The sequence below is a fragment of the Clostridium sp. genome (assembly GCF_036642255.1).
GTDB lineage: Bacteria > Bacillota > Clostridia > Clostridiales > Clostridiaceae > Clostridium_J.
On the sequence record NZ_JAVWDJ010000041.1, the window covers coordinates 1 to 12,522 of the forward strand.

Below are 12,522 nucleotides of genomic sequence, written 5' to 3' on the forward strand. Positions count from 1 at the left end.
TCCTTATGGGATGAATTAAAAAGATTTGAAAATCCACATAAATATTATGTGGATTTATCAGAAAAACTTTGGCAGGTAAAAAATAATTTGATTGAACAGTATAGAGAGAAAATTTAAAAGGGAATTCGTATTATTCATTATGACGTTGTTACTAATTAAATAAAAAAAGTATATAATTGAAGATTAGCACATCCAAAACACAATAAAAGACAAAATAATAAAATAAGATAAAGTACTTAAGATTAGAAAAAGTATATAGGTCAAAAGACTTATATACTTTTTTTTCCATAATAATGGTGGTATAATTTAATTTCGAGGAAAATTTCCGAGAAAAGGAATATTTGTTTTTACTTAGAATTTATATTTGGTTTTATCCATTTTAAATAGGATTGGGGGGAGAAAAATGATTGAAATGAAGGGAATATCCAAGTCTTTTAAGGTTTCAAAAAGAAATGCTGGGATTGGAAAAGCAGTTAAGGCACTTTTTAGCCGTGAATACGAAGAAGTTAAGGCATTGGACAATGTTTCTTTTAAAATTGATGAAGGGGAAATGGTAGGTTACATAGGACCAAATGGAGCAGGGAAAAGTACTACCATCAAAATAATGAGTGGTATTTTACACCCAGATAAAGGAGAATGCATAATAAATGGAAAAACTCCTTGGAAAGATAGAATTAGCCATGTAAGGGACATTGGGGTAGTTTTTGGACAACGTTCTCAGCTTTGGTGGGACGTGCCTGTAGTAGATTCCTTTGAGCTGTTAAAGGATATTTACAAAATACCAGAAAATAAATTCAAAAAGAATGTCACCATGCTTAGCGAAATGCTAAATATAAAAGATATTATTAAAGTTCCTACAAGACAATTAAGTCTTGGCCAAAGAATGAGATGTGAAATTGCTGCCTCACTTTTACATAGTCCCAAGATTTTATTTTTAGATGAACCTACTATAGGCCTTGATGCAGTTTCAAAAATTGCAGTGAGAGATTTCATAAAAAATATCAATAAAGAAAATAAAACCACAGTAATATTAACTACCCATGACACTCAGGATATTGAGGCTCTTACTAAAAGAATTATTCTCATCGGCAAGGGGAGAGTTTTATTAGATGGAAACATAGATAATTTAAAGCAAAAGTTTAATAAGGGTAGAACTATAACCGTTGATTACCTAGGAAATATTAACGGATTACCACAGGGGCTAGGCTTTGTGGAAAAATACTCTTCTCGAGCAGTAATTTCCATAGATACGGATATAATATCAGTTTCAACTGCAATTGGATGTCTCACACAGCAGGTAGAAATTATTGATTTCAGTATTAACTCTGTCACTGTTGATGATGTAGTAGTAGGCCTGTACAAGGAGTATAAAATATGAAATCTTATATTTCTTATTTCAAAATTAGATTTATACAAGGGCTACAATACAGGACAGCAGCTTATGCAGGAATTGCAACTCAGTTTGCTTGGGGGTTTATGTTTATTATGCTTTATGAAGCCTTTTATAGTAGTAACCCTGCAATGGCACCCATGGAGTTTTCACAATTATCAAGCTACCTATGGTTGAATCAGGCTTTCTTGGCACTTTTTATGACTTGGTTTCTAGATAATGAAATATTTGAACTTATTAGAAGCGGAAATGTTTCTTATGAGTTATGTAGACCACTTGATATTTATAATTTATGGTTTGCAAAGAGCTGTGCTACAAGACTTTCAAAAACGCTATTAAGATGTTTTCCTATATTAATAATTGCTTTCTTTTTGCCAGAACCCTATAAATTTTACCTGCCAAATTCATGGATGTCTGCTTTGTTATTTCTTTTGGCAATGCTTTTTGCGTTCATAGTAGTTGTAGCATATTGCATGTTAGTATATATACTTACTTTTTATACTATATCGCCTATGGGGGTAAGACTTGCCCTAGTAATGACAGCTGACTTCTTATCAGGAGGTCTTGTTCCATTACCTTTATTACCAACTTGGCTCACTAAATATATTTATCTATCACCCTTTGCTGCAATGCAAAATGTGCCTTTTAGAATTTATAGTGGAAATTTAAGTTCTTATGAAGGACTTTGGGCTATAACTTTGCAGGGTATTTGGTCAATAGTTTTAATCTTATTTGGCAAGTTTTTACTAGGGAAAACCATAAAAAATGTAGTAGTGCAGGGAGGTTAGGCAAATGAGACTTTATTTAAAATACTTTTCTATTCATTTAAGGTCTGCTATGGAGTACAAAACCTCCTTTATTCTTACAGCAATTGGACAGGGGTTAACAACCTTTTTTTCATTCCTAACAATGTACTTTTTATTCCAAAGGTTTGGAAGCATTAAGGGGTATACTTTTAATGAGGTTCTTTTATGTTTTAGTACAATATTTATGTCCTTTGCCTTAGCTGAATGCTTTGGAAGAGGTTTTGATGCTTTTTCAGGAATAATATCAAATGGAGAATTTGATAGAATCATGGTAAGACCTCAAAATGAGATGCTTCAAGTGTTGGGATCTAGAATTGAACTTTCTAGAATAGGAAGACTTATACAAGCACTAATAGTGTTTGTTTATGGAATAGTGACCTGTGGAGTGTTTTGGAATGCTGAAAAGATATTAACACTTATACTAATGATATTGGGTGGGATTATTTTGTTTTTCTCCTTTTTCATGATATATGCATCCATTTGTTTCTTTACCATAGAAGGACTAGAATTTATGAATATCTTCACTGATGGGGGCAGGGAATTAGCTCAATATCCTTTAGATATATATAAGGAATGGGTGTTGAAATTCTTCACTTTTGTGGTACCACTGGCTTTTATAAATTATTATCCATTTCTATTTCTTATAGATAAATATGATGGTAGTAAGTTTTTTTATATGTTATCACCCCTGATAGCTTTTTTATTTACAATCCCTAGTTATATATTTTGGAGGATTGGTGTTAGACATTATACTTCTACAGGTTCATAGAAAGGTAGATAATAATATTTTGTTTGTATTCTTGTTTAACGTCATTGTTATTTTACTTTCAGCTTGGAATTTAAACTAAAAGAAGAAGTTATAAAGGCTAAGAAAATTTCCGATAAATAGAAAAGGACGGGTTACTCACACGTCCTTTTTACATGGCAAAAATATTACTTAATAGGGATATATATATCGAATTCACCATTTTTCATAAATCTCTCATCATATAATTCTAGTTGAGGTCTAGAATCTAGTTCACATTTTGAGGTTGGAATCCAGTTACTAAATATTTCATTGTAAAATCCACCTAAGTCTTTTATATCCCCTTTATAAGTATAAACCATATACTTGCCACCAGGGACAACTTTCGTTTCCATGCTAGAGGGCACATCTTCAAAACTATCTACTTCTGCACAGGCAGTATAGTGGAACCTACAATCTGAATCCATTTCATCGCATATACCGTAACAAAACATAGATTTACTTTTTTGTTTTATATCAATGTAACCTCTGTTAAAAGCCTCCCAAAGTTTAGGAATCTCTCCATTTTCATTGTTGCCAAAATAGGTAATACCTACAGCCTTAAATCCTTGAATATTTACTATTTTTTCTTCCATACTTATTATCTCCCTTCATTTATTTTATATGTTAATTATATCAAGGAATCCTTGACAATAGTGTGTCAGGAATTTATCTAACTTTATATAAATCTAGAATTTTATTAGTTTTTTTTATGATATAATTTCGAAGTTCTGCAGGTTCTATAACTTCCACTCTGTCGCTGAAAGAAAAAATTACATTGCAGGCAGTTTTAAAACTTAACATATCTATTTCATAAATCCAATTATTTTCAGTCTTTGTGGAAGAATGCACAGTAAAGCCTTCAAGAATTTCTTTCTTCTCTTCATAAAATTTAATTTTTACCAGATATGCAATAGGATCTTTCTTTAGTGATGTTTGCTTAACGAAGTTCTGCTTACTATTCTCCCAAAACTCCTCCAAATTGAAGTTCTCAGCCATAGAGAAACTTTCGTCTATTACTTCAATATTATCAATCCTACTGCATTTAAAAACTCTTACTTCATTTTTCACTTCACAAAAGGCTACCACATACCACTCGGAATTTTTTACTACAGCACCATAAGGCCGTATAATTCTTTCTGAAACTTCTTCATTAAATTTTTTATAATCTATTTTTAATTTTTTCAGATTCAGTACTGATTTTTTAATTATATCAACATTTTGATTTTGGATTTTTTTTCCCCACCAAGGTTCAGAATCCATAAAAAACCTTTCTTTAGCCTTAATAATTTCTTCTCTGTGTTCTTCTGATACACTATTTTCAAGTTTAATTACTGCATTTTTTAATTGTTGTGACATTTCGGTGTTCTTTTCAGATTTGATACCCATACTAGAAAGTAATAGATTTACAACATCTCCACTACCCAACACATTTGAATTAATTTTATAGCTATCCATAAAAGAATAACCGCCATTAGGACCAGGAATCGACATAATAGGAATACCAGATTCACATAATATATCGATATCTCTGTATATAGTTCTTTCTGATGTCTCAAGTATTTTAGCTAAATTTACGGCTTTCATTATTCCTCGTGAATCAAGTAACATAATTATTCCTAAAAGTCTGTGAAGTCGCATGAGCTCACACTCCTATTCTATTTTTTCATGATAGTTAAAGTTGAAAGTAATATATATCTAAACATCCTATTAGGATTTTGAAATAAAATATATCTTCATATTGAACAGTAGTTTTCAGATTAACTAATTAAAGTTCATTGGAAAACATTTCTTATAACTATTATAAGGAATTAAATTGGTTAAATGAAGAATTATTTTGTATAAGTATTTTCTAAACAATGGACAGTTTTATATGGGGTATACATATAGAAAATAATACAAATTATAAATGGTTAAGGAAATACTAAGAAATAGGATAGTTAAAACAAATTTACATATAAGTTAAACATGAAACTTATATGTAAATTTAAGCTGTAGAAAATAAAGAAGTAAATGTTATCCATTTATTTTAAACATGAATTATTGGATGTTTTCTTATTATAGATATATGAAATATGAAGATCAACATCCATTTAAATAAGTATGAAAAAATAAAGTTATAAAACAAATAGAGTATAAAGACAAAGTCACTGAGTAAGTCTCATGAACTATAAATCTAATATTAATTTCTTAATAAATCTTAAGGTTTTCCTAATATGAATTTAAGATTAAACACCTATAATAAAAGTATGAATTAAGTAGATAGGTAAGTTAGATGAAATAATAGTTCAGATATTTTTAAGTCTTATTTGTATCATTTGAAAATCACTTAGATCTGGCATATTGTTATTGCTATTTGGTCTCATAATGCACTAAAGACAACAAAATAAATTATTTATAGAAGTGTTTTTATAATAAACTTTTAGGCAATAGTTTCAATAGGGAAAAGTGTAGATTATATATAGGAGGTGTGTTTATGATGAGTAATGTTGAAGTTAAAAAATTTGATTTAATTATACAAAGCTTATTATTAATAAGTTCTATATATATGATGCAGTTTATATTAGTGGGGTTGCTACCTATTTATAAAATAGGCTTCCAAGGAGCTTTAACTTTAATTTATATGGAATTTTTGCACTCACAATTTAATGAAGAGCAAAGAACCTACAACGCTTTAAGAGCTATTATTATATATGTATTTATCTTTATATCCATAGCTGCAGCAATTTCATCTATTAGTTCATTAATAATTTCAATTGAAGAATATGGAATGGAATTTATTTTAAAAAGCAGCAAATTTGTAGGAATATGGATATACTTTGCTATATGCTTTCTACAACCTATAATATTACCATTTCCTGAGCCAGTGACAATTATGACCGGAAGTGCTGCATTTGGAGCAACTTACGGATTTTTGATTGGCTTTTCTGGAACTATGGCTGGAATTATTGCTATGTTTTTCATTGCCAGAATAGGTGGAAATAAATTGGTAAGTAAGGCGATAGATCCTAAACAACTAGAAAGATATAGGAGTTTTGTTGTTAGAAATGAGACGCTTATACTAATAGGTCTATTTATACTTCCGATACTTCCTGATGAAGTTATTTGTGTTGGTGCAGGAGTTAGTAGAGTTAGTTTTAAAAAGTTTGTTAGTATAGCATTACTATCAAAAATGATTACATCCTTTGCATACTCACAATCTTTAGAACTAACTAAAGTTATAGAAGAAATTCCAATTCTATGGTTATTAGTTGGAGCTATTTTAGTAATAGGTAGTTCTTTTGCCATAAAGGGCATTAGAAAAAACAAGGACAATAAGTATAGTTCTTAACATTATATTTAAATATAAATTAAACAAGTGCTGTAAAATTTAACTCTAAGTTTATAGTTTATGTACTATTAAACAAGCCCATAATCCTTTAAAGGATTATGGGCTTTTATATTAATATAAAAAATCAAAAATAAGTACATTGTATTTGGCGCGTACTCTATCTATATGATAACTCAGAGGAAAGAAAAAGTCTATATTTTTATAAAATTACCCTATATAATTCTTAGTGTTGCAACAAATAAATTATTGAATTGGAGAAAAGATAATGAAAAAGAAAATAGCAAATATCCCTTATGGTCCTTATGTTACTGTTTTAGCAGGAGCAAATGTTAATGGAAAACCAAATTATGCCACTATTGGAGCATATGGAGTTGTAAGTCAAAAACCTGTACTGTATATTTCATTGAAAAATTCTCATTGTACAACAGCAGGGGTAGTGGAAAGTGGGTTTTTTAGCGTAAATATACCATCATCAGAAGCTATTGAGAAAATTGATTTCTGTGGAAGTGTTTCTGGTAATAAAATAGATAAATCAAATGTTTTTGATTCCTTTTATGATGTAGCAGGAAATGCGCCCATGATAAAAGAATGTCCTGTTAATTATCTTTGTAAGGTAATACAGACCATTCCTATCTTTGATTTTACAATGTTTATTGGAGAGATTGTTGCCGCATATGCAAATGAGGATTGTCTTGAAAATGGAAGACCAGATGCACTAAAAGTTAAACCAACTGTAATGATGGATTCAGGATACTTTGATTTAAAGGATAGGGTTGGATCAATATTTAAAGTGTGCAGTGCTAATAAGTAGATATAAGGTTCTAGAATGATGAGTTTTAGTTAGCAGAATAAGCAATCAAAAGACAAAGTCTTTTCATGGAATGGAGAATGACAACATAAATGAGATTATTTGTTTGCACTTTTATAGTTGAAAAGATAACAGTTCTATCTATTGATATAATCAAAATAGCAAGGGAAAATCCTTGCTACTTTAATTTAAATTCATTCTCTAACTCATTGAATAGCTCTAAGGTTTTAGAATCATATTTATAATTAATAAATACAGTATAAATATTTGTAGAGATTTGGATATAAGGTCCATTATCATTTTCTAAAAATAAAACTCCCTTATTTATACCATCTAATTTAAAGTTACCTTTTTGAATTTTCCCTAAACCAATACCATTAGTTCTCATTTTAATTTCAGGTATATTGTCCACTAGCTTAATTTCATTAATATTTTCTTTAGGAATAGTTCTTCCATAGGTTCCAATTATTCTTAGAGAATCTTTTGTAAATTCAACATTAGTAGTTTTGTATGTCATAGAAAAAAGCGGTACATTAATTAAAAGTATTATTATCATTACTACAATTAAAATTATTTTGCCAGTCTTAGAATTAGAGCTACGGTCAAATTTTTGAACATGCCAAACAAAATAAAATATAATCACTAAGGTTAAAAATACAAAAATTAATATAGAGATTTTAAAGAAAAATACTAGGAAAGCTCCAAATAGATTCACAATCGCTACCATATAACTCATTTTAGTTAAACTTTTTCCTATATTTTCAATATCAATCTTTTGTTTATCTTTCTTACTAGCGGTGTTATATCCAGAGATAAGCCAATACCATTTAAATTTTCCAATGGCAATACCAAAGAATAAAAATAATAGGCCTAAAAAAATTAAAGGAAATATGATTAATCACTCCCTATACAGAATTTTAATATATTACAATACTATTTATAATACATTATATTACAGAAGTAAATTTTGTAGGCAAAAAATTATATTATTTATAGTCAAACAAGGTTAGTTTTTATATATTTTTCAATGGGAATATTAGCCTATAAGTGAAGTCCGTTACTTGGCTAAACTAAGAATAAAGACCTTCTTTTGTATAAGAAGGTCTTATAATATGAATTATTTATTATTTTTATCAATCTCAGTTACTATTTTATCGATTAAGTCGGAAACTTCAAAGCCACCTCTAGCACTAATCATTTCAAGACTAGCCACACCAGCCATAGTTTTGAATATAGGAGAATTTAGTTTTTCAAACTTTGGACTAAGAGATATTAAGAAACCCTTTAAGTAAGGATATTCTTTTAGTAACCCTCCTATATTTGTGTTTTTAGTAATATTATATTCATTTTGGGTAACTTCAACAATTTCTTCAGTATTAGAAGAATTATTATCGTCATTTTTCCAAGTTAGAAGTCTTTGGCTACCAGTTAAACTTCTAATATGAGTAACGTCTTGCATCATTTCAAGAACACCTTTAAAGGTACCTTGTTCATCCCTAACTGCGGTATAAATTATATAAATAAACTTTCCACCCATTTCAAGCCAGAATTCAGCCTCATCATGAGTTCCTTTTCTAAAGGCATCAATAATTTTCTCAACGGTATCAACACTTTCACGTGGATGGCAGTTTTGAACTTCTCTTCCTATAACCCCAGCACTTCTTGGGAAAATCCTGTGTTTAGTATCACTATAGAATTTAACTAGTTCATTTTCATCCACAAAAGTTAAGTCCATAGGTAGGTGCTTGAAGATTAAGTTGATTTGTTTTAAAGTAAGAAGACCTTGGCTAACGTTTAAAATTTCATCTTCTTTTGCTTGGGTGGTTACTCCATGTTTTTCAAGCACTGCGGCTAAATCCTTAAGAAGATCCACATTTAAATTTTCGCTATTACCTAAGGCATTGTTACTTACTTTTGAATCAGGATTTATAAAAGCTGGAGGATTTTCTATTAGGCAATAGCCTATCTCATCATCACTAATTCTCATTTCAGCAAAGTCCTGATTTGATAACATTTCCATGGCAGTAGGGAAGAGAATTTCATTTTCTTTAATCATCATATCTTTAATCATGTCAATTACTTCAGGTTGAATAGCTAAGAATTTCTCATCTTTATTTTCATTTAGGAGAGTTTTTGACTCTCTAATAATATCTCTTATATTATTGTCTAAGGTCCACATAACTTTTGAAGGTTTATCAAAACCTTTTCTTTCAAGAGCGGGAAAAAGTTGATTTTGCTTTCTGCTAAAGTGAATACTAATTTGGCTTAATTTATCATATAACTCTAGCCATTGATTTTTGATGAACTTTTTCTGCAGTAAGTCTTTCATTGCTGATAGGACTTTTTTAATTTCAGCTGTTTCATCCATATAAGTTCTAATCGGATGTCCCTTTGGTGCATCTACTTCTGTAGATACAAGAATTCCATCAAATATTTCCAAAATGTCTTTTAATCTTTCTGTTAAAGTATCATCTGAAATTCCATAGGATTTTAAATGTTGTTCAGCTACAGCAAATTCCTCTGCAGTAATTTTTTCAAAGGAATCCTTCATCATATTCTTTGCTACCTCTAGAGATATTCTGCCGTTTAAATAATCTAATTTAATATCTAGCATTCTTTGTATTCTTTCATTATCAACCTTTAAATGATTAGTCATTTCAATGTTATTTAACTTTGTCTTTGGATAGAAATAAACATGATATTCCTCATCACTAATTTTTTCTAAGTGTTTATCAAAACCTTTACTCTCCATCATTTTGTACATTGGAAATGGTTCAAAATCTTTTATGATGTGGATACCTTCGTTAGACTTTAAATCCTCAAGAGCTTTTGTAATACAATCTCTAAAGGAATCATGTTCCCCTCTACCATCAATAGTTATATATTTTATATCTTTTTTCATAAAAACCATCATTCCTTTCAAAATAGAATATTATATATAAAATGTAAGTGAAAATCATTATCAAGTATATAATAATTATACTATTATTAATGTGCTATTTTATGTGATTTAAGTCACAATTTTCTATGTATTGTTTCCATAAAAGGAATTATGTATTACTAATTTTTATTTGAACAACGTGCTTATATGAAATTAGATTATTTTCAAAAATATCAGTTCGTTATCTATTGGATTTTTAGACTTTAAGGAAGATATAGATTACAAGTATTGGTAAATAAGATAATATAATGTATAATTTATTATAATTATACTATAGGATAATTAAAACTTATTAGTTTATTAATGAATAAAGGATATGTTATTTGCAATTATTGAACTCCTGTTACATAAGTGAAAACAAATTATAGATAAAAATGGGAATTTATATGATAGATATATTTTTAATAATACTGGGTATAGGTTATTTGATTTATAGGGTTGCCTTTCAAGTGCCCAACGATATTAAAAACTTGAAGATAAGATTGATATGTTAAAATTACATCTAAAGAAATTGAAATTAAATTAAATCAACTTGATAAAAAATTAGATAAGAAGCAATAAATAATCTTTATATAAAATCAAAGGATATTATATAAAATAAATTTATTTTATATGATATTAAATATATAATTTGAGGAAAGAAGTGATAGAATGAATGAAGTTATAGCCTTAGAGATTACTTTCAACTTCGGAGATGGTATAAATAGCATATATCCAGTGATATTAAAAGATGAAAAAGAAATGATTTTAATTGACTGTGGATATAAACATTTTTTATCTTTGATAAAAAAAGCCGTAGAAGCAAAGGGGATTAATCTTAATGAGTTAACAAAGATAATCATTACTCATCATGATTTTGACCACATGGGGTCTTTAGCAGAATTTAAAAGAGAATATCCAAACATAGAAATTATCTCATCCTATGATGATGAAAAATATATTAGTGGAAAAGAAAAGTCCTTGAGGTTACAGCAGGCAGAATTGTTGCATGATTCACTACCACAAGATCAAAAAAAAGATGCAGAAAACTTTCAAAAATTATTGAAATCTGTTGAATGTGTAAAGGTTGATATGATGGTAAAAGATAAAGACATACTTCCATGGTGTGGTGGAGTTGAAGTTATTGCTACTCCAGGACATATGCCAGGGCACATTTCTTTATACTTGAAAGAATTTAAAACCTTGATTTCAGGGGATGCTTTGGTTGTAGAAAATGGTGAACTTGTAATTGCGAATCCTAATTATACTTTGGATATGGGAGAAGCGAAAAAATCCATTGAAAAGTTACTAAATTATGATATAGAAAAAATAATTTGTTATCATGGTGGTATATATACTGAAAATATAAAGGATTCTTTAGAAAAAATACTCTAGTTATATTTAGAAGTATAAGTGTTTTAGCCTCATTCTCTGAAAGTAGTGATTGGCAAAGAAAATCTGGGTATTATATACAGAAAGATAAATTTTTGATATAATGTGATGTCAAATATAACAATTAAGTAAATTCTAGAACAAACTTTATAGCCATGAAAGAGAACATGGAGTACTTAAGATTTTTAAGTATAGCATTGGATTATTACTTGTATAAGGTTAGAAGTTTTTGAGGTGAAATATGAGAGAATTAAAAAATATTGAAGAAAAAATTTTAGATAGAGCATTATATTTAATAGGAAAAAATGGTTCTTCTAATGTACCCATTAGGGCTATTGCCAAGGAAGCTCAAGTTAATGTAAGTGCAATAAATTATTATTTTAGAACCAAAGAAGAAATGATGAAGCAAGTTCAAGAATTTTATGTACATAACACATTAGAAGCTTATTCAATATTGGATAGCGAAGAGCATTGTGATGAAGAAAAAGTTATACTATGTTCAAATGAAATAATGGAGTATGCTTTAAGATATCCAGGAATTCTTGTAATTCAAAAAGAAGCTGCAAATGAAAAAGAAAAAAGTCAGGCAGCTTCTAGAATTATTGAAGTAACACAGGAAATGAATGAAAAACTAGATAAGATACTTTTTGATGTGTTAAAGTGTAGTGAAGAAAATTTTGTATATCATAGAATGATTTTCTTATCATCAATTTTACACCCTATTATTAATATGGATACTTTATTCTTTAATAATGATATTGTTAATGAAAAAGTAAAAAGACTAGAATATATAAAGTTTGTGATAGAAAAAGTAAAGAATGATGTAAATTTTAGCTAAATATTAAGTTCATATTTAAAATTATCCAAGGTCATTTCGATGTAATATTGAAGTGGCCTTTTGTTATTTAAGGTCTTTAAATGTAAATTGTGTTTCAAGATATTGAAACTTAGAATTACGATTTATACAAGGGAGAATGTTGGATAATCACCAGACTAAAATAATTTTTTAGACAAATTAAAACAAATTGTTTTAAACATATTGATTAACTTTGTGAAATGATATACAATCAGTTTATGAGGGCATCTTGGAT

The 12,522-nt window shown here is 28.7% G+C and carries 12 protein-coding genes; 8 read left to right on the forward strand and 4 right to left on the reverse strand.

The window, feature by feature from the left end; translation table 11 throughout:
• From RR409_RS16700 to RR409_RS16715, 4 genes are all read left to right on the forward strand, one after another.
• On the forward strand, positions 1 to 117 hold a 117-nt coding region (locus RR409_RS16700; RefSeq protein ID WP_332558932.1), incomplete at its 5' end, for a hypothetical protein.
• Between the two features lie 286 nt (positions 118 to 403).
• The gene (locus tag RR409_RS16705) at positions 404 to 1,378 is read left to right on the forward strand and encodes an ATP-binding cassette domain-containing protein (RefSeq protein WP_332558907.1); all 975 of its coding nucleotides are present in this window, start codon (positions 404 to 406) and stop codon (positions 1,376 to 1,378) included.
• Positions 1,375 to 2,178: an ABC transporter permease gene (locus RR409_RS16710; RefSeq protein ID WP_332558908.1), complete on the forward strand. Its 804-nt coding sequence runs from the start codon at positions 1,375 to 1,377 to the stop codon at positions 2,176 to 2,178. Before RR409_RS16705 ends, RR409_RS16710 begins: the two co-directional genes overlap by 4 nt.
• Before the next feature lie 4 nt (positions 2,179 to 2,182).
• Complete coding sequence (locus tag RR409_RS16715; protein WP_332558909.1) at positions 2,183 to 2,965, forward strand: ABC-2 family transporter protein; 783 nt, start codon at positions 2,183 to 2,185, stop codon at positions 2,963 to 2,965.
• 164 nt (positions 2,966 to 3,129) lie between these two features.
• Here RR409_RS16715 and RR409_RS16720 read toward each other — a convergent pair whose 3' ends face one another.
• Together RR409_RS16720 and RR409_RS16725 are read right to left on the reverse strand one after the other, a co-directional pair.
• Positions 3,130 to 3,576, reverse strand: a complete 447-nt coding sequence (locus tag RR409_RS16720; protein ID WP_332558910.1) for a GyrI-like domain-containing protein — start codon at positions 3,574 to 3,576, stop codon at positions 3,130 to 3,132.
• Between the two features lie 73 nt (positions 3,577 to 3,649).
• Positions 3,650 to 4,621, reverse strand: a complete 972-nt coding sequence (locus tag RR409_RS16725; RefSeq protein WP_332558911.1) for a YafY family protein — start codon at positions 4,619 to 4,621, stop codon at positions 3,650 to 3,652.
• Positions 4,622 to 5,456: 835 nt separating this feature from the next.
• Here RR409_RS16725 and RR409_RS16730 point away from each other — a divergent pair.
• Together RR409_RS16730 and RR409_RS16735 are read left to right on the forward strand one after the other, a co-directional pair.
• Positions 5,457 to 6,311 carry a VTT domain-containing protein gene (locus RR409_RS16730; protein WP_332558912.1) on the forward strand — a complete coding sequence of 285 codons (855 nt, stop codon included), beginning with the start codon at positions 5,457 to 5,459 and terminating at the stop codon, positions 6,309 to 6,311.
• Between the two features lie 262 nt (positions 6,312 to 6,573).
• The gene (locus tag RR409_RS16735) at positions 6,574 to 7,122 is read left to right on the forward strand and encodes a flavin reductase family protein (RefSeq protein WP_332558933.1); all 549 of its coding nucleotides are present in this window, start codon (positions 6,574 to 6,576) and stop codon (positions 7,120 to 7,122) included.
• Positions 7,123 to 7,297: 175 nt separating this feature from the next.
• Here the strand turns inward: RR409_RS16735 and RR409_RS16740 are convergent, their stop codons facing one another.
• Positions 7,298 to 8,014 carry a DUF3784 domain-containing protein gene (locus RR409_RS16740; RefSeq protein ID WP_332558934.1) on the reverse strand — a complete coding sequence of 239 codons (717 nt, stop codon included), beginning with the start codon at positions 8,012 to 8,014 and terminating at the stop codon, positions 7,298 to 7,300.
• 222 nt (positions 8,015 to 8,236) lie between these two features.
• A complete protein-coding gene (locus RR409_RS16745; RefSeq protein WP_332558913.1) occupies positions 8,237 to 10,021 on the reverse strand; it encodes a PAS domain-containing protein in 1,785 nt (594 codons plus the stop codon).
• Positions 10,022 to 10,711: 690 nt separating this feature from the next.
• Between RR409_RS16745 and RR409_RS16750 the strand changes: the two genes are divergently transcribed.
• Together RR409_RS16750 and RR409_RS16755 are read left to right on the forward strand one after the other, a co-directional pair.
• Complete coding sequence (locus tag RR409_RS16750; RefSeq protein WP_332558914.1) at positions 10,712 to 11,434, forward strand: MBL fold metallo-hydrolase; 723 nt, start codon at positions 10,712 to 10,714, stop codon at positions 11,432 to 11,434.
• 238 nt (positions 11,435 to 11,672) lie between these two features.
• On the forward strand, positions 11,673 to 12,269 hold the full coding sequence (locus RR409_RS16755) for a TetR/AcrR family transcriptional regulator (protein WP_332558915.1): 597 nt from the start codon (positions 11,673 to 11,675) through the stop codon (positions 12,267 to 12,269).
• Positions 12,270 to 12,522: the final 253 nt, after the last annotated feature.